The sequence below is a fragment of the Pseudomonas sp. B21-015 genome (genome assembly GCF_024749285.1).
Classification (GTDB): domain Bacteria; phylum Pseudomonadota; class Gammaproteobacteria; order Pseudomonadales; family Pseudomonadaceae; genus Aquipseudomonas.
Map to the genome: position 1 here is coordinate 4,127,575 of NZ_CP087196.1, position 19,947 is coordinate 4,147,521.

At 57.0% G+C, this 19,947-nt stretch carries 18 protein-coding genes; 7 read left to right on the top strand and 11 right to left on the bottom strand.

All coding sequences use genetic code 11. From position 1 onward, the window contains the following. Window positions 1-185: 185 nt before the first annotated feature. On the top strand, window positions 186-2,483 hold the full coding sequence (katG, locus tag LOY38_RS18665) for a catalase/peroxidase HPI (RefSeq protein ID WP_258696498.1): 2,298 nt from the start codon (window positions 186-188) through the stop codon (window positions 2,481-2,483). A 350-nt stretch (window positions 2,484-2,833) separates the two neighbouring features. Here katG and LOY38_RS18670 read toward each other — a convergent pair whose 3' ends face one another. After that, window positions 2,834-3,760 (bottom strand): LysR family transcriptional regulator, encoded by a 927-nt coding sequence (locus tag LOY38_RS18670; RefSeq protein ID WP_258696499.1) that lies wholly within the window; start codon window positions 3,758-3,760, stop codon window positions 2,834-2,836. A gap of 127 nt (window positions 3,761-3,887) precedes the next feature. Here LOY38_RS18670 and lysA point away from each other — a divergent pair, with 127 nt between their 5' ends. Together lysA and LOY38_RS18680 are read left to right on the top strand one after the other, a co-directional pair. After that, window positions 3,888-5,126 (top strand): diaminopimelate decarboxylase, encoded by a 1,239-nt coding sequence (gene lysA / locus LOY38_RS18675; protein WP_258700753.1) that lies wholly within the window; start codon window positions 3,888-3,890, stop codon window positions 5,124-5,126. Between the two features lie 57 nt (window positions 5,127-5,183). Further along, window positions 5,184-5,831 carry a VOC family protein gene (locus tag LOY38_RS18680; protein ID WP_258696500.1) on the top strand — a complete coding sequence of 216 codons (648 nt, stop codon included), beginning with the start codon at window positions 5,184-5,186 and terminating at the stop codon, window positions 5,829-5,831. Window positions 5,832-5,934: 103 nt separating this feature from the next. On the opposite strand, the gene LOY38_RS18685 is transcribed toward LOY38_RS18680, so the two are convergent. Beyond that, window positions 5,935-6,264 carry a DHCW motif cupin fold protein gene (locus tag LOY38_RS18685; protein ID WP_258696501.1) on the bottom strand — a complete coding sequence of 110 codons (330 nt, stop codon included), beginning with the start codon at window positions 6,262-6,264 and terminating at the stop codon, window positions 5,935-5,937. 105 nt (window positions 6,265-6,369) lie between these two features. Beyond that, a complete protein-coding gene (locus tag LOY38_RS18690; RefSeq protein ID WP_258696502.1) occupies window positions 6,370-6,744 on the bottom strand; it encodes a tautomerase family protein in 375 nt (124 codons plus the stop codon). Between the two features lie 108 nt (window positions 6,745-6,852). On the opposite strand from LOY38_RS18690, the gene LOY38_RS18695 reads away from it, so the two are divergent. From LOY38_RS18695 to LOY38_RS18705, 3 genes are all read left to right on the top strand, one after another. Then, on the top strand, window positions 6,853-7,764 hold the full coding sequence (locus LOY38_RS18695; RefSeq protein WP_258696503.1) for a LysR substrate-binding domain-containing protein: 912 nt from the start codon (window positions 6,853-6,855) through the stop codon (window positions 7,762-7,764). 164 nt (window positions 7,765-7,928) lie between these two features. Beyond that, entirely contained in the window at window positions 7,929-8,186 is a 258-nt protein-coding gene (locus LOY38_RS18700) for a hypothetical protein (RefSeq protein ID WP_258696504.1), read from the top strand. 355 nt (window positions 8,187-8,541) lie between these two features. After that, on the top strand, window positions 8,542-9,831 hold the full coding sequence (locus LOY38_RS18705) for a hypothetical protein (RefSeq protein WP_258696505.1): 1,290 nt from the start codon (window positions 8,542-8,544) through the stop codon (window positions 9,829-9,831). A 293-nt stretch (window positions 9,832-10,124) separates the two neighbouring features. Here LOY38_RS18705 and LOY38_RS18710 read toward each other — a convergent pair whose 3' ends face one another. The 4 genes from LOY38_RS18710 to LOY38_RS18725 all read right to left on the bottom strand — a co-directional run bounded on the left by LOY38_RS18710 (window position 10,125) and on the right by LOY38_RS18725 (window position 14,181). Beyond that, a complete protein-coding gene (locus tag LOY38_RS18710; RefSeq protein WP_258696506.1) occupies window positions 10,125-11,720 on the bottom strand; it encodes a DHA2 family efflux MFS transporter permease subunit in 1,596 nt (531 codons plus the stop codon). Further along, window positions 11,717-12,814 carry an HlyD family secretion protein gene (locus tag LOY38_RS18715; RefSeq protein ID WP_258696507.1) on the bottom strand — a complete coding sequence of 366 codons (1,098 nt, stop codon included), beginning with the start codon at window positions 12,812-12,814 and terminating at the stop codon, window positions 11,717-11,719. Before LOY38_RS18715 ends, LOY38_RS18710 begins: the two co-directional genes overlap by 4 nt. A gap of 97 nt (window positions 12,815-12,911) precedes the next feature. After that, complete coding sequence (locus tag LOY38_RS18720; protein ID WP_258696508.1) at window positions 12,912-13,325, bottom strand: cupin domain-containing protein; 414 nt, start codon at window positions 13,323-13,325, stop codon at window positions 12,912-12,914. Between the two features lie 94 nt (window positions 13,326-13,419). Next, on the bottom strand, window positions 13,420-14,181 hold the full coding sequence (locus LOY38_RS18725; protein ID WP_258696509.1) for an SDR family oxidoreductase: 762 nt from the start codon (window positions 14,179-14,181) through the stop codon (window positions 13,420-13,422). 255 nt (window positions 14,182-14,436) lie between these two features. Here LOY38_RS18725 and LOY38_RS18730 point away from each other — a divergent pair, with 255 nt between their 5' ends. Continuing rightward, the gene (locus tag LOY38_RS18730; RefSeq protein ID WP_258696510.1) at window positions 14,437-16,026 is read left to right on the top strand and encodes a winged helix-turn-helix domain-containing protein; all 1,590 of its coding nucleotides are present in this window, start codon (window positions 14,437-14,439) and stop codon (window positions 16,024-16,026) included. Window positions 16,027-16,089: 63 nt separating this feature from the next. Here the strand turns inward: LOY38_RS18730 and LOY38_RS18735 are convergent, their stop codons facing one another. From LOY38_RS18735 to LOY38_RS18750, 4 genes are all read right to left on the bottom strand, one after another. Further along, entirely contained in the window at window positions 16,090-17,079 is a 990-nt protein-coding gene (locus LOY38_RS18735) for an alpha/beta hydrolase (protein ID WP_258696511.1), read from the bottom strand. A 111-nt stretch (window positions 17,080-17,190) separates the two neighbouring features. Continuing rightward, on the bottom strand, window positions 17,191-17,760 hold the full coding sequence (locus tag LOY38_RS18740) for a DJ-1/PfpI family protein (RefSeq protein ID WP_258696512.1): 570 nt from the start codon (window positions 17,758-17,760) through the stop codon (window positions 17,191-17,193). A gap of 113 nt (window positions 17,761-17,873) precedes the next feature. Further along, window positions 17,874-18,650 (bottom strand): nucleotidyltransferase domain-containing protein, encoded by a 777-nt coding sequence (locus LOY38_RS18745; protein WP_258696513.1) that lies wholly within the window; start codon window positions 18,648-18,650, stop codon window positions 17,874-17,876. Window positions 18,651-19,289: 639 nt separating this feature from the next. Beyond that, complete coding sequence (locus LOY38_RS18750) at window positions 19,290-19,898, bottom strand: short chain dehydrogenase (RefSeq protein WP_258696514.1); 609 nt, start codon at window positions 19,896-19,898, stop codon at window positions 19,290-19,292. Between the last annotated feature and the right edge of the window lie 49 nt (window positions 19,899-19,947).

Sequence of the window (19,947 nt, forward strand, 5' to 3'; positions counted from 1 at the left end):
CTGAGAAAAGATACGAATGAGTCAGAAAGCGTACTAGGCTTGCCGTGGGCCACCGTGCTGGCAACTCGATTGCCGCTATCCGGACTTCCCGTGTGACCACGACGATCAATCGATCGCACGGCTGCAGCCTATGTCATTGATTTCGCTCGTCGCTATTGCGCGCCCACCCCGGGCCGGATAGCCGGATGAACACGACCAAAGGTAGCGCACACATGGCAAATGAATCGAAATGCCCGTTCAATCACGCCGCCGCTGGCGGCGGCACGACGAACCGCGATTGGTGGCCCAACCAACTGAATCTGAAGATCCTGCACCAGCACTCGCCCCTGTCCGACCCTACGGACGAGGGCTTCAACTACACCAAAGCGTTCAAAAGCCTGGACTTTGCAGCGGTCAAGCAAGACCTGCATGCGCTGATGACCGATTCGCAAGACTGGTGGCCTGCGGACTTCGGTCACTATGGGCCGCTCTTTATCCGCATGGCCTGGCACGCTGCTGGCACCTACCGCGTCGGTGACGGTCGTGGCGGTGCTGGCTCCGGTCAGCAGCGCTTTGCGCCACTCAACAGTTGGCCAGACAACGTCAGCCTCGACAAAGCACGCCGGCTGCTCTGGCCGATCAAACAAAAGTATGGTCGCAACATCTCCTGGGCCGACCTGATCGTACTCACCGGCAACGTCGCGCTGGAGTCCATGGGCTTCAAGACCTTTGGTTTCTCAGGCGGCCGGCCAGACGTCTGGGAACCGGATGAGGACGTCTACTGGGGCTCGGAAAACAAGTGGCTGGGCGGTGACACCCGCTACGAAAAAGACAAAAAAGAACCGATGCAAGAACCCGGCGAAGGCCCACTCGTCGCTGAGTCGGGGGGAAATGAGGACAGCCGTACCAAGGGCGAACGCAACCTGGAGAACCCGCTCGCCGCGGTGCAAATGGGCCTGATCTACGTCAACCCCGAAGGCCCGGAAGGCAACCCGGACCCGGTCGCTGCGGCGGTGGACATCCGCGAAACCTTCGGGCGCATGGCCATGAATGACGAAGAAACCGTGGCACTGATCGCCGGCGGCCACGCCTTCGGTAAAACCCACGGCGCCGGCCCTGCCGACAACGTCGGTGCCGAGCCCGAAGCCGCAGGCCTGGAACAGCAGGGCCTGGGCTGGAAGAGCACCTTCGGCAGCGGCAAAGGTGGCGACACCATCACCAGCGGCCTGGAAGTGACCTGGACCACCACCCCCACGAAGTGGAGCAACAACTACCTGGAAAACCTGTTCGGCTTCGAGTGGGAACTGACCAAGAGCCCGGCGGGCGCGAACCAGTGGACAGCAAAGGGTGGCGCTGGCGCGGGTATCATTCCGGATGCTCACGACCCGTCCAGGCGGCATAATCCGACCATGCTGACCACGGACCTGTCCCTGCGCTTCGACCCGATCTATGAACCGATTTCGCGACGCTTCCTCGCCAATCCGGATCAGTTGGCCGATGCGTTCGCCCGCGCCTGGTTCAAGCTGATCCACCGCGACATGGGCCCCCTCTCCCGCTACCTCGGCCCGGAAATGCCCAGCGAAGTACTCCTGTGGCAAGACCCCATCCCGGCGGTCGACCATGCCTTGGTCAACGACAGCGACATCGCCGCACTCAAGAGTAAACTCCAGTCTTGCGGCCTGACCGTCTCGCAACTGGTGTCGACCGCCTGGGCGGCGGCCTCCACCTTCCGTGGCTCCGACAAACGCGGCGGCGCCAACGGCGGGCGCCTGCGCCTGGCCCCGCAGAATGCCTGGCAGGCCAACCAGCCTCAGCAACTGGCGAACGTGCTGGCGAAACTCGAGAGCATCCAGAACGAGTTCAACAGCGCGCAGGCTGATGGCAAGAAAATCTCGCTGGCCGACCTGATCGTGCTGGCTGGCAACGCCGGGGTCGAACAAGCGGCAAAAAATGCCGGCCACACCGTGACGGTGCCTTTCACAGCCGGCCGGATGGACGCCTCGCAAGAGCAGACGGATGTCGAATCCTTCGGCTTCCTCGAACCCGCCGCCGATGGCTTCCGTAACTACCTCAAAACCCGCTACCGCGTACTGGCCGAGGCCTTGCTGATCGACAAGGCGCAACAGCTGACACTCACCGCGCCAGAAATGACCGTGCTCATCGGCGGCCTGCGCGTGCTGAACACCAACGTCGGACAAACCCGGCACGGCGTGTTCACCAAGCAGCCGGAGGCGTTAACCAACGACTTCTTCAAGAACCTGCTGGACATGAGCGTGGAATGGAAACCGGTGTCGCAGGCCAATGAAGAGTTTGAAGGACGCGATCGCAAAACCGGCGATCTCAAATGGACAGGGACGCGTGTTGATCTGGTGTTTGGCTCGAATGCGCAGTTGAGGGCATTGGCGGAGGTCTATGCCTGCAACGACGCGAAGGAGAAGTTTGTGAAAGACTTCGTGGCCGCTTGGGTCAAGGTGATGAATCTGGATCGGTTTGATCTTAAGTAACGCTGACTGAAAACCCGCAACGCCTCCCTGTGTGGAGGCGTTGTGCTTTTTGCGGATCGCAGGAAGAGACTAAACGGGAGAAATCGTGGCAAGCGCACCAATCAAAATGGTCAACACCAGAAATCCACCCAGGAAAAATGCCATCTTGCCCATGGGGCCTCCTACGTTATGAGATTGCGGCGCAACGGCTGCCACCACTGCTGACCGTGCCGTCATTGTGAGCCGCAGGCTGACTCCATTACAGATGCAGATAGCCCAGAAAAAACCGTATCAGACCCGAAACCCGCCCCCGCAGGAGCTGCCGAAGGCTGCGATCTTTTGATCTTTTGATCTTTTGTAGCTACGACTCTTCAATTGGCACTTTCCAATCTCTTGTCGAGAGTATTGGCGAGACACAACGCCTCATCCTTCAACGAGTTGCAGAAGGCGTCGACGAAGATAGAGGAAGGTCGATAATCAGGCCTGATCAACATAACGCGATAGGGAATAGACACGTTGATCGGCCGAATGGCCAATCCTCTGCCTGACTCCTCCACGGCAGTCAGCGGGTTGATAATCGCTACCCCCAACTGTTGCCTGACCATGGCACAGACCGATGTGGCGTTGGTTGTTTCAATAACGGTATGCCGATCGACTCCGGCCCGGCGAAAGTGCTCGTCGAGCGTCTGACGATAGATATCCAGACCCGAAAAGTTGATGAAATCGACACCGCGAAAGTCTTCCATTACCAGGAGCGACCTGGACAGCAAAGGGTGGCCCTCTGGAAGTATGCAGACCATGTCGGAACAAAAGAGCAATTCCCCTTGGGTGCCTCGAGGTACATGCTCACCCTCGGTCAATCCGAGGTCGTAACGCTGGGCGCTGAGTGACTCTTCCAGTAAGGGGGATTCCTGTGCAGCAATGCTCAAGCCTATGCCCACATGCCGTTGCTGAAAGTGCTTACAGGCCTTGGGCAACAGGGTCTGGGACAACATCGGAAGGCAGGCGACGCTCAGTTGGCCATGTTCGAAGCGACGGATCGATTGTGCAACGCTGTTGATTCGTTCCAACCCAATGTAGGAATGTTCAACCTCTTCGAGCAGCATAATGGCCTGAGCCGTCGGTACTAGCCTCCCTCCCTCTCGATCAAACAGCCGAAGGCCAGAGATACTTTCAAGCCGCGCCAGTTCTCGGCTGATCGTGGGCTGGGAAGTAAATAGTAAACGCGCCGCGCCGGTGACGCTCCCTGCCTGCATGATGGCGCGGAACACTTCGATATGCCGTATGGAAATTCCCACATCTGGCCTCCACCAGTTGATCAATACCCATATCAAAACCGAATCGAACAGCAAAGAATAGATATTTTATTGAATGCTGAATGGTCGACATGATGGCTTCTCTCCTTACTTCAGATTGAATACCTCCATGCCCGATCATTCCGTTTTCCTGCAATTAGCCGAGACTGCGAGACAGCACGGCACCCCGCTCTGGTGTTATGACGCCCAGACCATCAGGGCACGCATCGACCAACTGCAAGGCTTCGATGTCATTCGATATGCGCAAAAAGCCTGCTCGAACCTGCATATTCTCCGGTTGATCCGCGAACAAGGCGTGCGGATCGACGCCGTATCACTGGGCGAAATCGAGCGGGCGCTGCTCGCTGGATACAGCCCTGCCGGTGACCCGGCTGGTATTGTTCTGACCTGTGATCTGTTCGATGAAGCGACATTGCGACGTGTCGTCGAACTGAACATCGAGGTCAATACCGGCTCGATTGATATGCTCCGTCAATTGGGCCAACAGTCTGCGGGCCATCGCGTCTGGCTGCGGATCAATCCAGGGTTCGGCCACGGCCACAGCCGCAAGACCAATACCGGTGGTGAAAACAGCAAGCATGGAATCTGGCATGACCAGGTTCAAGAAGCGCTCAGCGTGATTCGGCAATTCGGGCTGAAGCTGGTGGGATTGCACATGCATATCGGTTCCGGTGTGGATTATGCGCACCTTGAGCAAGTGGGCTGCGCAATGGTCTCGGCCGTGAGGGCACTCGACCACGATATCGAAGCATTCTCCATAGGCGGGGGGCTTTCCACGCCTTATCGTGTGGGGGATGAGCCGGTGGACATCCAGCGTTATGCGAACGCCTGGCGCCAGGCCAAACAGGACATCGAGGCTTTTCTCGCTCACCCGGTACGGATGGAGATCGAGCCAGGCCGATTCCTGGTAGCCGAGTCAGGCTGTTTGGTCACCGAAGTCCGTGCGGTAAAAAAAGTAGGCAGTCGAAACTTCATCCTGGTGAATGCCGGCTTCAATGACCTGATGCGACCAGCCCTCTATGGCGCCTATCACCACATGACCTTGCTGGACTCCCAGGGTGTCCCGGTCAGTCGTCCGGAGCATCTCTGTGTAGTGGGAGGTCCCCTGTGCGAATCCGGCGATATTTTTACGCAGGATGAACAGGGTGTCACACCCCGTTTGCTGCCTGAAGCGCAGGTTGGCGACTTGCTGATCATGCACGATACCGGCGCGTACGGTGCCTCGATGTCATCCAACTACAACAGCCGTCCACTGTTGCCGGAAGTGTTGATCGAGCAAGGGCAAGCTAAATTGATTCGACGCCCGCAACCATTGTCGGACTTGCTGGCCTTGGAGTTGGGGCTTTAAAGCCAAGTGGTGATCGCAACAATCGGTTGATGAACGTCTCATGAAGGAGCTGCGCGCATGAAAAGCACTATCGATCACCTTGTTATCGTGGCGCCGGACCTCGATACCGGCTGCGCGTTCGTCACAGAGGTGCTGGGTGTCGACCTTCAACCGGGCGGCGCCCATCCACGCATGGGCACCCACAACAGGCTGCTTCGCCTTGGCCCCCAGCTCTACCTGGAAGTGATTGCCGTGGACCCATCAGCCAAACGCCCGGACCGACCTCGCTGGTTCGGCCTTGATCAACTTGCTCCCAACTCGCCGGCGCGCCTGGCGACATGGGTTGCACGGACCGATGATATCCACACTATTAGTGATTCCTGCCACGACATAGTCGGGGATGTCGAACCTATGACACGAGGAACATTGTCCTGGCAAATAACGATACCGAAGGACGGAAGCCTTCCCCTGGCAGGATCAGCCCCCACCATCATTCAATGGGGACATGGGGCTCATCCCGCGAGCGCACTCCAGGATAAAGGCTGTTCTCTGCTGGCATTGGACGTCTTCCATACGGATCCGGAAAGAGTCAAAGCTATTCTGACGGCCATAAACTTTTCTGGTCCGGTTTGTCTTCATGCGCTCAACGATGCTTTGACACCCCATCTGCTTGCGCATATTCAAACGCCAAATGGCTTAAAAACATTGACGATTTCGAGAGCGTGAGTCGCACTCAAGTTCATAGACCGCCATTCGATATAAACGACCGACGATTTAATCCTGCCTGATGATGTCTGCGTTCTTTTCCAGCGGACGTAAAACCGACACATCAATCCACAATGAACAACTTCGCACCGGTGGTGGTGAACGACCGGTGCCCCTCGGCATTGTTGCCCACCTGATAGCTCATTCCGGCAGTCAGCGTGAACTGGCGGCCATCTTCCAGTTCTGTGTGTAACTCGCCTTCCAGGCACAACAGGATATGCCCTCTCCAGCACCAGTGATCGGCCATATATCCGGGACTGTATTCAACCATCCGCACACGCGTCGAACCAAACTGGCAGGTCCGCCAATAGGCCGTGCCCGTCTGACCGGCGTGCTCGACAGATTCGATCTTCGACCAATCGGTAGTCCCAAAGGGGATGGCGGTAAGATCCATTGTTGCCTCATCAACAGAGAGTGAATGCGGACCCTATCAATCGGGCCATGCTGCCGATAGACACAGATGGCCCGCATTTACGGAATACAGCGTTAAGAGCAAAAACTAGTTGCCCCGTCCGCCACCAAACGACCACTCATCTGCCGCGGTCGTGGTAATCACCACCATGACATCCTCAGAATCGATGCCCGGCGCTCGGCTGAGTTTCTCGACCAGGTTGCGATAGAAACGCTGTTTCGTTTCGATGTCTCGAGGGCGACCGGCCGTAATCGCGATCAGCACAAAGTCATGGCTGCGCGGACCGCCCAGGTAGCCTGGATCAAATATCAGTTCGCCCGCTTCATGTTGGTGAATGACCTGAAACCGGTCGGCCATCGGCACTTCGAAGCTTTCTACCAACGCATCGTGCAGCCCTTGCGAGAGGGCCTGTAAATACTCGGCAGACTTTCCCCGGTGCAGTGATATACGTGCAAATGGCATAAGGGCCTACTCCTGAAAAACCAACTGACGGGGGAAAACTATCAAGTCGCGATCACTCCGAATATCAGATTTAATAGCACCCACAGTCCTGAATAAGTGGATGATTCAATGCGCCATCCGACCTTCGATCTTGATGTGCTGCGTACTTTCGTGACCGGTGTGGAATTCAACAGCTTTGCCAAAGCGGCAGATCGGCTCAATCGCTCAACCTCTGCCGTGAGCGCACAACTCAAGAAGCTTGAGGAACAGGTAGGCACTCCGGTGCTGTGCAAATCCGGTCGAGGGCTGGTGTTGACGCCGATGGGTGAATCCCTGCTCAGTCATGCGCGTCGGCTGCTTGAACTGAACGACAGCATTTTCCAGACACTGCATGAAAGTCAGACCGCCACCACGGTACGCCTCGGGCTTCAGGAAGACTTTGGCGAGCACTTTCTCAGCGACATTCTGCGACGCTACGTCAAGATGTACCCGATGGTGAGCCTCGAAGTCAGGATCGCGCGCAATACCGAACTGCTCGCCTTGATCGACAGCGGTGGCCTGGACCTGGCCCTGTCTTGGGACACAGGACACAAGTCCCCCTATGCCACGCGCCTGGGTGAAACACAGATGCACTGGATCGGGCCTCGTGACAGGTCATCGCTCAACCGCTCTGACGATTCCCCCCTGCCATTGATCCTGTTCGACGCCCCTTGCGTGTTGCGCAGTGCGGCCACCCAGGCACTGGATGAGACGCGGATTCCCTGGCGAATCGCGCTGACCAGCCCCAGCGTTGGTGGCATCTGGGCGGCCGTTGCGGCCGGTTTGGGCCTCACAGTGCGAACCCGCATTGGATTGCCAGGGCATCTTGCCGTTATTGCCGGTCTACCCACGTTGCCGACCCTCGGCTATGTGCTTTATCGAGGAGCAGAACACTTGGCGCCTGCCACCCGACAATTGGCTGCGTTGATACAAACGAGCCTGGAAAAGCAGGCGTTCAATATCACTGGAGGCGCCTGCGAGCCCTCGGGCGGTTGCCCCTAAAATCCCCCCCCTGAGCTGCCGAAGGCTGCGATCTTTTGTAACCGTTCGATCACTACCGTATTGTCTATCCGACCGGCATAGTCTTCGTGTCTATGGAGCGGCTGTAGACTAATGGGCTGACCCGACTACCGCGAGTCGAAGGAAATATAGTTTTGGAAGGTCATATGAAAATTGTTAAAGGGGTATTATTCATCATCCTTATTGTTGCCTTGGCCGTCGGAGCGTTTAATTTGATATTCGTGGCAGTGTCTGGCTACTTTGGGCCGTTCTACGAGGGTGATGCGGACCAAAGTCGAAACTTTGCAATTTGGCTTTTTGGTAATGTGGGGGTTGGATTGCTTTCGGTTGTCATAGGCATTGTTTTGTATCGGCAATATCTGCGCAGAGCACGTATTAGAACGACACGCGAACACCACACGTAGGAGCTGCCGAAGGCTGCGATTTTTTGATCTTAAAAACACAAAAGCCCCGCCCCACTTAAATGGGACGGGGCTTTTTACTACGTATCGCAATAAAACAACGCCCTCACCGACTCCTGCGGATCAACCTGACCCAACAGAGTATTGACGTCAAAAAACAGAAGTCGCGCGATTACAGCCAAGGGGTTGGGTGCGAAATATAGGCCTATGATTTATATGAACTTTTAAAAAAAGTGGGAATGGGCAGCGCAGACTTATCTAGAGACCTCTATTATTTCGTTATCGCCGAAGTCGGTCTAATCACTGTTATGTGCCAGCGACAAAGCAAGCCCCTATTCAACAATCATAGGAGAGTAACATGTCGATAAAAAAAAGAACTGCCTTACTCGTGCTGGCTTTTAGCTTTTTTGGAATTACAAGTTGTGCCAACACAAGAAATTACTCAGAAATATCAAGCGAAAGAAACAAGAGCATTGTTCCTGACATTGACTATTACGACCTTGCATACAATGTAGATACTATTGTGCTTCCTGCAGAAATAAAAACCAAAGAAAATGTAGATGCAGACAACAACCTCTTAGGCGAATTACAAATTTCAAACTGGGGAAATGCTATAAAGAATGCGACCCAGAAAGAAATCCATAACAGTGCTCGCTTTATCGAATTTGGAAACTACAGTGGCCGCGTTGAAATAAGCACAGAAATATCTTCAGCATCTATAAGTAACGCCCGGAGCGGCATTCGATCGAAGTGCAATGTTGTTTACACATATAAAGATTTAGCGTCAGGAAAAATGCTCTCCAGGCATGAGAGCGCCATTGAAGTAATGGCACCACCTCCTACCATACCAAAATCCAGCAATAGCTTTGCTTACAGCTTTGATCAACTTACGTATGCTATTGCTCGCGAGGCGATTATTGGCCTCATTCGGTTATCGCCTATTGCGGATATTCAGCTAACACAGAAGCAAGTGAAGTTTTATAATTCAAATATCAAAAGAAAATCCAACCAAATCATTAGCTATGTTCCGATTGACAATCTTATCAAAAAGAACAAGAAAGAACTAAACACTGCTTTTTCAACGGCTAAAAAAATGCAAAAGAATAGTAATAAATTAGCGAAGAAAAACAAATCAAAAGTTAGAGCCGACACTATCTCTGCTCCCGCCACCCCCCCTCTGAAATCTAACACAGCTAGTGATACACCCACCGCAAACACCGGTACATCGAGTGCCCCCCCTGCCAGCCAGAACTCAAGCCAGGCGACGACTGAAACTAAAACAGACGATCGCAGCTCAAGAGACATTGCTAGTTCATCGGAGCGCTTGAAGGATGGCACCGTTAAAAACGACGAGCCACGTTATGACGACAGTGGATATATAGCCACCCCGGAAAACTACCAACCTCAAATCGATGTATCGGCAGAGCAGGAAAGAGCAATGGATGAATGCTTGAAGGAGGAAAAAGCAAAGTCACAGGGAGCGACTGGCAATGCAGCTTTACGTACCGGATATACGACCACGCCGGGACTCTATCAACCGACAGTGCAAGAAAGAGCAATGGATGAATGTTTGAAGAAGGAGAAATCAAAGTTACAGAGAGCGACTGGCAATGCCGCTTCACACACCGGACATACAGCCGCGCCGTGACGTTATCAATCTCAAAACAAGGTAGAGGCAGAGCAAGAAAGAGCAATGGATGAATGGACGGAAGAGCAATAAAATAAACTCCGCAGCCAACTCAAGAGTCCGCAACCAATTCCCAGGCTGTGTCGGGGAGTTCATACCGTTTGGCCATCGTGGGCTCCTGGCCTGCAGAGCTGCTTGAGATCGTTACGCCCAATGCAATCATGCTACCGCACCAGAACGACGAACGACTCGGGCCGGCCCCGACTTCGCTGTGCCCCCGAATCTCCAAGCGATGTCCGACGGGCCGGGCTGCCTCACGCTACAGATCGCGAAGCGCGCACTTTCTCGTATCGCGAGAATCCGACCTTGATGCCGACCAGCACGGGAGCGGCGATTACAAAAAGCAGGGCCACGGCGATGAACGCTGTGTCGAAGGCAATCACCGTGGACTGACTTGTCACTAGCCGGCCCAGAAGGCTCGTCGCTGCCCGGCCAGCGGCCGCTGCGTCCATTCCTTTCGCGGCCAGCATGGCTGTCGTGGTCGTCATCCGTTCGATGACCGCGGCCCCTCCTGGGGTGACGTTGGCGCCGAGGACCACGGTATTGGTGACGACGTTATGGTCGATCAGTGTCTGGAGCCCTGCGACCCCGATAAGGCCACCTAACTGGCGACCCGTATTGAAAAGGCCTATTCCGCTAGCAAGGTTCCGGCTGTTGAGGTGGCTGAAAGCGATCAGCGTGATCGATAGAAACAGGAAGCCAAGGCCCAGGCCGCGCAACAGGATAGCCGCCATCATGTCGTCCGCGCCGCTTTCGCTGGTAGAACCGGACAGCATCCACATCGCCACCATGATCATCAGGATTCCAAAGGGCACGGTGGCGAACGGCGCAACGCGGCGGGCCTGCATGAGCCAAGCAGATATGAGCAGCGCGCCGACAAAAAACGCGCCACTGGGCAACAGGAGCTGGCCGGCATCGGTAGGCGTGAACCCGAGGACCGACAGGGCGAACGCCGGAATCAGGAACGCGCTGCCGAACAAGGCGGCGCCGGCGACAGAACTGACGATAAAGGCGAAGCAAAAATCGCTCGATTTGAACAGAGTGAAGTCGAGCATCCCCTGTCCTTTGGCCAACACTTGTTGGCCGAAAAAAGCCAGCAAAGCAGCTGCACCGATCACGGTTAGCCACAGGATGCGAGGCTCCTCGAACCAGTCCCATCGGCTGCCCTGGCTAAGAACGTAGGTGAAACAGAACAGGGTGACAGAGATCAGCGAGAAGCCGATCCAGTCAAACGGACGGTGCCGGACCTTGGCGGGCATTGGGCCGTCTGCGATCAGCAAAAGTCCGGAAGCCGCCAAGGCAATCGGGACAACACTGAAGAAGATCCATGTCCAGGATTGGCTATCGATCAACCACCCTTGAAGCGCCGGGGCGAGTGTCGCGGGCGCGACAACGGAGCCCATGGCAAACAGCGCCTGGAGGATTGGCTGACGGGACTGCGGATAAGCGCGAAATATGATCGCCTGCCCCCCGACCAGCAAGGTGCCGCCAGCGAAGCCCTGAATAACCCGAAGTGCAACCAGCAGATCCAACCGAGCGGTGATGGCCGCAATGCCGCACGCCAGGCCCATGACCAGGGTTGAGCCGGTGATCACATGACGCGCAGCGAAACGGTTCATCAGCCAAGGGGCGGTCATGAACCCGATCAGCTTGAGCGCGATGTAGCCGATATCCAACCAGGCAAACTCATCAGGCGTGGCATAGGTGTCGCCGATGATGTCGCTGCGTCCGAGCGACAGAACGGTGCTGGCGATCGCTTCCGTCAGCGTGGCAAGTACGATGCCCGCCATGAGCAGGACACCGGTCGTAGCGCTGGCATTGCTCCGCGTGGCGCTGGCAACCGTGTTCATGAGCCGCCCCCTTGCTCAACCTCGACCCGCGCGGACAGGCCAGGCACGATGCGGCCCGGCAACGGGTTGTGGGCCAGCCGGATCTTTACCGGAACCCGTTGCACGACACGCACAAAGTTCCCTGTTGCATTGTCGGTGGGCAGCAAGCTGAACGCCGACCCACTCCCCGGCGCAAAGCTGTCGACCACGCCTTCAAGCGGCCTGTTGGGGTAGCCGTCGACCGTGATGCGCGCGCGCTGACCGGGCCGGATATTCTCGAGCTGGGTTTCCTTGAAATTCGCCACGACCCACACATCATTGACCGGCACGATATCGAGCAAGGCGCCGCCCGGCGTAACGAACCGGCCGACGCGGACCTGACGGTTACCGATAACGCCATCAACAGGCGCGTGTACCACGGTGCTGTCGAGATCGATCTGGGCGAGATCGCGCGCGGCCTGTGCCTGCGCCACGGCAGCAACGGCAGCTTCTCGCTGGGCCACAAGGACGGCGATGCGCTGTTGTTGAGCCTCGACCGTTGCCGAAGCTGCCGAGACCGTCGCTTCGGCTCTGGAGCGTGCCGTGCCGGTTTCATCGACGAGCGCCTGGCTGACCGCGTTGCTGACGATAAGTTTGCGGCTGCGATCATCGGTCTTGGTCGCCAGATTCATCTGCGCGGCGGCCGAGCGGCGCTGGGCTTCGGCCTGTCGAATCAGGGCACGCTGAAGCTGGGTTTCGGCATCGACATGGGTCAGGCGAGCCTCGGCAGCGCTGACATTGGCCACTGCCTGCGCAAGCCGTGCGCGATAGTCCCGATCGTCAATCCGGAACAGCACGTCACCCGCCCGGACGCTCTGGTTGTCCTCCACTTCTACCGCTGTGACATAGCCAGAAACCTTGGCGGCGAGCGAGGTGAGGTCGCCGCGCACATAAGCGTTATCGGTGGAGGTCACACCGCTCGAAAACGCCACGACCCATCCGCCAGCCAAGACCACCACGGCACCGACGCACAGCAGGATGCCGATCATCTTTCTCTTGCGTTGCCGCGCCACCACGACAGGGGTCTCGACGCTTGCGCCGGTGGCAATGGCGGCCTTCTCCTGAAGCGCGTTCATGTTCTCATTTCCTGTTCAATGCCTGGGACTACAGCAGCCACGGGCGGTAGTTGGCCTGCCGCCGGGCTGTCGAGCATTCATGAGCGCGTTGATCGGCTCACTTTTTAATAGGTGTAACGAGCACCTTTTCGTCGGTGTCGAGGACAAACACGGCCAACAGGCGTGCGGGTTTCGTGTCGCTGGCGTTGGCGCTGACTTCGTGCACGGAGCCCGGTTCCTCTACGAAGTTTTCGCCGACGTTGTAGATCTTTTCCGGCTGGCCTTTGACTTTTATGCGAAACGAGCCCTCCAGGACCGTGGCATAAATGAAGGCCGTTTTCGGATGCGTGTGGGCCGGCGACGCGGCGCCCGGCCCGTACTCGACCACCACGCCCTTCATGCTCTTGCCAGGGATGTTGGGAATTGGGCGATCGAATACGACCGTCACCTTGCCTGCGGGCGGCTCGGCGGCCGACGCTGCGCTGATCGACAGCACGGCAAAGGCGGCGGCCAAGAGATATCGGGTAAACATGGCAATGCTCCTTGGTGTGTAGGTGTTGTGAGCGCGCGGCCCGTGACCAGGCCGACGCTTTCCTGATGTGTCTTGGGATGTGTCTTGGGTAACCTCAGCGCCCGGCCTGGGCCGTCGACCGACCGAGCCAGTCCTCGAAGCGGATTGCACCCAGGCGCGGGTTCTTGCCGGGCGTCAGCGATTGATCGTCGAGCATCGAACCGAAGTAGCGCGCGTGCACATCCGGCACGACCTTGCGCGCGTCCTGAGTAGCCCGCAGGAAGCGCCTGACCAGTTCGTCGAGTGGCATGGCCTCGGGCCCGGCGACTTCGACCGTGCCATTGACCGGCGCGGCCAACGTGACATCGGTGAGCGCCGCCGCCACGTCGTCGGACGCCATCGGCTGGATCAGCGCCGGCGACAGGCAAATCTCCTCGCCGACGGTGGCCGCCTGCGCAATGCCGCCGACAAACTCGAAGAACTGTGTGGCACGCAGGATGGTGTAAGGAATGCCGGACGCCTTGATGAGGTTTTCCTGCGCGACCTTGGCCCGGAAATAGCCATTCTCGGGCAGCCGTTCACTGCCGACGATCGACAGGGCAACGTGATGGCGAACCCCAGCGGCCGCCTCGGCAGCCAGCAGGTTACGGCTCGACGTTTCGAAGAAATCGAGAACGGCCTGGTCTTCCCACGAAGGCGCGTTCGCCACGTCGACGACGATATCAGTGCCATCCATCGCCTGGGCCAGGCCCTCGCGGGTGATGCTGTTCACGCCCGTGCTGGGGGCGGCTGCGAGCACGTCATGGCCGCGCTCGCGGAGGTTATTCACAAGTTTCGATCCGATGAGGCCGGTGCCTCCAATGACGACGATCTTCATGGTTTCTCTCCGCTTCTGGACGGCAACCATTGCCGTCGATGTAGATCGAGAGTGCCAGCGCGCGTCAGGGAAGTCCTTGTACCGGCCTTGGGTTTGCCTTGAGGGAAGCTTGGTTTTTCGTCCAAAGAAACCGTGTGCGACGGGCATCCCTTTTGGACGGTGCAGCGGGTTACACGCTGTCGTATTATTCGATACCACTTATCAATTGCCAGCTCGGACACGGAGTCGGGGGCGCTCGACCAGGGGACTCTAACCTTGCCATTCGTGTTTGAAGACTACGTGCTCGATCAGCAGCGCCGGGAACTGACCTTGCGCGGGCAAGTCGTGACGGTCGGGCCGCAGGTCTTCGATCTATTGCTGCAACTCGTCAGCAACCGCGATCGCGTCATGAGCAAGGACGACCTGCTCAAGGCCGTGTGGAGCGGTCGGATCGTCTCGGAATCGACGATCACCAGCCACATCAATGCGGTGCGCAAGGCCATCGGCGATACCGGCGAGGAGCAGCGCCTGGTGCGCACGGTCGCCCGTAAGGGCTACCGCTTCGTCGGCGAGATCAAGGTGGATGAGGACGGGGAAACGCGACAGCCTGACAGCGAAGAACCCACGCCCGTGGACCTGAAGCAAACGCCTCCGCCCACCCTCGTCCTGCCGGACAAACCCTCCATTACCGTCCTGCCCTTCCAAAACCTGAGCGGCGATCCGGAGCAGGAATATTTCGCCGACGGCATGGTAGAGGACATCATCACCGCCCTGTCGCGTATCCGCTGGCTGTTCGTCATCGCACACAATTCAAGCTTCACCTACAAGGGTCGGGACGTGGACGTCCAAGGCGTCGGCCAGACGCTCGGCGTGCGCTACGTGCTGGAAGGTAGCGTGCGCAAGTCCGGGAACAAGGTACGCATCACCGGGCAACTGATCGACGCGACGACCGGGATGCATATCTGGGCGGAGCGCTTCGAAGGCATGCTCCACGACATCTTCGAGCTGCAAGATCAAATCGCCGAAAGTGTCGTCGGCGCCATAGCGCCGCAACTGGAACGGGCGGAAATCGAGCGCGCCAAGCGCAAACCGACGGAAAGCCTGGACGCTTACGACTATTACCTGCGCGGAATGCCGAAACTGCACAACGGCACCCGCGACGCCATCGAGGAAGCGCTGCCGTTGTTCTACAAAGCCATCGAGCTCGATCCGGAGTTCGCATCGGCTTATGGCATGGCAGCCTGGTGCCATTTCTGGCGCAAGCTAAATGGCTGGATGACCGATCGGCCTCGAGAAATCGCCGAGGGCGCACGACTTGCGCGTCTGGCGGTAGAGCTCGGCCGGGATGATGCGGTGGCGCTGACCCGAGGCGGACATGCACTTGCCCATCTCGCCGGCGATGTCGATGGCGGCATTGCCCTGCTCGACCGGGCACGCCTGCTCAACCCCAACCTCGCCCCCGCCTGGTTCCTGGGCGGTATCCTGCGCGCACTGCGCGGCGAAACCGACGCCGCCATCGAGCAGTTGACCCATGCCGTTCGCTTGAGTCCGCTGGATCCGGAAATGTTCAGGATGCAGGTCGGAATGGCGCTCGCACACTTCGTCGCCGGACGCTTCGAAGCCGCTTCTGCCTGGGCGGAAAAAGCGCTGGGTAACCTGCCCTGCCTCCTGGCATCGGTTGCCCTGATCGCGGCCAGTCATGCACTCAGCGGACGCATGGACAAAGCGAAGCAGGCGATGCAGCGCTTGCATGAGCTGGATCCGTCCTTGCGCGTCTCTAACCTCAAGGACTGGCTCCCCATCCAACGTCCCGACGATCTTGCGCGGTTTGCTGATGGACTGCGGCTGGCCGGGTTGCCTGAGTGACTCACGTGACCGTAAGAGCTGCCGAAGGCTGGCTGTCGAAAACAGTCATCCGCTACATCATTTTCAGTGAATTAATGCGTCGATTCGAGCCGTGATCCATTCACGGCTGTACGCAAGCACGCTAGCGGCAATCGCGGTCGGAAAGTGAATAAACCCGTGGGGAGAAGACGGTAACAAGTGCATCTCAACAGGTGCCGATTTCAACCACCGATCGGCTATTTCGAGCGTGTCGTCTCTCAGGGGATCCAACTCACCGGCAAACATGAGCGCAGGCGGGAAATCCGTAAAGTCGCCGTACAGTGGTGACAAAGGTGGCTGCCGGCGTTCCTGGTCATTCAAGCCCGGTGTCAGCATGCGAAGCGCCTCAACCATGCCAGGACCGTCCAACAGCAGCGTTTCAGGGGGCGCTGCGCGGACGCTCGCCGTTCCCGCCAAATCGTAGACGCCGTAATACAACAGCGCACCGCTCACCCGTTGGAGCAAGCCGGGCCATTGTTTCAGCGCCAGCAACGTTGCCGCAGCAAGATGAGCCCCTGCCGATTCACCCACGACGATAACGGGCAGATCAGCAAACTCTCTACAGTCGTCATTCAGTAACCAGCGAGCGGCGCAAAGGCAGTCCTCCATCAGGCCTTCAACCGGAGTCGATACGGCAAGCCGGTAATCGACGGAGACGACCGTGACGTTGCACGTATTTACCATGGCAACGTTAAAGTCATCATTCATCTGCGCATTTCCGATTACCCATCCGCCCCCATGAAAATCAAGCACAACGCCCTTCGCCTTACCTCTCGGCCTAATGATGCGTACAGGCACTGGAACGCCGCCCAGACTAATCACCTTTCTTTCAGCCTTAAGCCCATGCTTGAGCAATTTACCCGCGCCGCCCATTTGACTGGCGCGCAGCAGCGCCTGGATCACACGGGGCGTGATGCGATTGCGAATTCGAAAGCGCGGTAACCAGGCGAGCTTTTTGTTGAAGTTGCGCACTTGCACCCAATCCCGCTCGCTAGCAGGCCAAGGCGCTTTAGTACCTCCTTCGGAGTTCATCATCAGTGGTTCCATCCAAATCATGTGTATCAGTAAACATGCAGGCAACAGGTGGGTGGATTCTAGCGATCGCTTCTTGGCCAGAAACGGACACTCGAACACATGTAGGAGCGGTTACCCGTGTTCCGCTACCAACAATGACCTGAACTGCGAAACGATCTCTGAAGATAGTCCGGCAGCTTCGAACACTGCGCAGGTAAAGCTAACGGGTGCAGAGCCTGGAGCAGTTATGATGCGGTCTGCAATCACAGCTACTGAACTGTTTCGATAAAGCGTGCGCCCTTCATAACCTACGACATTCTGTTGTAAGAAGTCAGCGCTGTTCGAGGTATGAGCAACCGTGTCGAGAAGCCCGGCCCTCGCAAGTGCCAGCGTTCCCCCACAGATACCGGCAATTGTCGCTCCACTTGAACGACTAGCATGAAGAAAGTCTCGAATATCCGGTGCTTCTGCACGTTCCCAGACCATTCCACCGATGACGGCAACAACGTCCGGCTTCCAGTCCAGGCATTGTTGCAAGTTGCTATCCACAGTTACAGCCAGCCCCCCCTGCGAGCGGAACTGCCCCGTAGCAGAGGCGAAAAATCTGACGTCGATCCCGTAAAACGGGGACCCAGTTCCAGCAATGAAAGCATATTCCCAGTCCGCAAAACCGGGTGTCAGTATCAAACCCACGCGTGCCATTAGTCAGAATCCTCCATGAAAACGACCAACATAAAGCGATAACAAATAGATCTCAACGGCTGCTTCGGGTCGGTTATCGCGTCGACCGGTTGAATCCACAACCCAAAGCGGACCTAACCGGTTTCTGTAGCCATCCAGGTCAAAAAATAATGGAGCTGAGTCGTAAACTCTTTTGGCTTAGCGTACGGGTTCCTTGCCTGGGACAAGAAAAAAGAGATCTGCATTCTCATACACGGGTAATGCTGAACAAACAGCTCGACATGCTCTTCCAGTGTTTGCGGCCACATCAGGTCCTGTTCAGAGCGAAGCACTTGAGTTGACCGGATGAGTCTGCGCGAGGCTTCTCGTTGCAAGCGTAGCGATTGCGTCGATGTGGTCGCCTGATCGATAAGATCGGCATACCGGGTCAGTACGGATTTAAAGTCACCATTCACGGCAATGGCGATATCACGCGACGGTTTGAACCGGTCGAAGCGCCTGGTCAGATCATTTCCCCATAAGCAACGACATTGATGCTTGAGCCAATACCCCCAGCTCAATCGATTGTCAGCCGCCAATACTTCAGAACGACTACCTATGTCGAAATCGATCTTGATGACTTCGGTATGCCGACTTTCCAGCGTGCGCTTTTGCGACTCGAGCATTTCGAGATCCTGCGACGTTGGAGGGCTGTGCAGAACAAGGGTTAGGTCCAGGTCAGAAACCCCCGGCACGGCGTCGCCTCTAGCGACGCTGCCATAAACATAAATCCCGTCCAGCAGAGATTCTGACCGCGTGAGCGTCATGCAAACGTCCACCAGTAAATCCTGAAACTGTGGTTGCATCTCGACGTTGGGCACAGTGAGGATATAACCGTCTGCATCAATGCCACGAGGATGGAATCGTTCCATGAAGCCGTCCGAGAGTTGTGTTCAGAGCGCTACTTTAACAGAGCCAATAGTGACTGCTCCTGGCCGTTTTCTGCCCATCGCGAGAGGCAGAAAACGACCTAAAGGGTCACTAATATCTTCGTTAACAGTCCTCTTCAGGCGCAGATGGTAAATGTCCCGTTGTACAACCAGTTAGTCCATTTATTCATTGTGCACTTATGGCTAAAAAGGGTAAAAATGCGCCCGCCAGGAAGGCATGGCGCGCGCAGGTTGGCGCTTTTTGTAAGGCAAGATGGGGCCTCTAGGAGCCTTGGTCTACGACAAGGGGAACATCAGCAGAGTCTCGGCTTACCGAACGAACCGCCTGGAAAATTAGTTCAGGTGACACCTTCGCCGCTTATTTTGCGTTGGCCTGGATGGAGGAAGGCCTACCATTCTGGGGTTATAGGGGGCCCTCAAGAAACGGATTTTTTCGCGCCCAGGGCTACCTCGCCCGACATGGCCGTCCGGAGACACCGCAGGACCTGAGCGCGCATCCGGCCCTATCCTGACATCTCTGACAGGGTGTCCTGACATCAGGATAGGGTATAGCTCAACCGGACATGTCTGTTATCGATCGCGGCAGTTGGGGCATAGGCAGAGTGCCGCGAGCCCTCTAATTCAATGACCAACCCGATATACGCGACCGCTCTGCACGCCTTCCACGCTGCGTCGATAGGCCATTGCTACACGGATCGCCGGCACGCTTTCGTAGCCAGGAAAGTACGGACCAAACCGGTCCATCGATTCCGTCAGCACTGTCGGACTAACTGCGTTGATGCGGATGCCCCGTGAAAGATCGCACGCAGCAGCACGCACGAACCCCTCAATCCCAGCGTTAGACGCTGCGGCATTGGAGCCCTGCGCAATCGGATCATCGACAGCGATGCCAGAGGTCAGCGTGATCGACCCGCCGTCGTTCAGATAATGCTGACCAACCAGCGCGACGCGCACCTGACTTAGCAGCTTGTCCTGCAAGCCTTTGTTGAAGTCGACCGCCGTCATCTTTTCGATTGGAGCGAGGATTACATTGCCTGCGGTAGCAATGATGGCGTCGATTTGTCCGATCTTCTTAAACAACGCTTCCACGCTGTCATCACTGGCGATGTCAACCTGATGGTCACCTTGGCTGCGACCGACGCGAATGATTTCGTGTTTGCCGCCACGCGCAAGTTCATCTGCCACGGAACGACCAACATCACCACCGGCGCCAATTATCACGATCTTCATAGAACACTCCTTTTCGAATTCAGGTTGGAACGCCGCTATTGTGTATCGA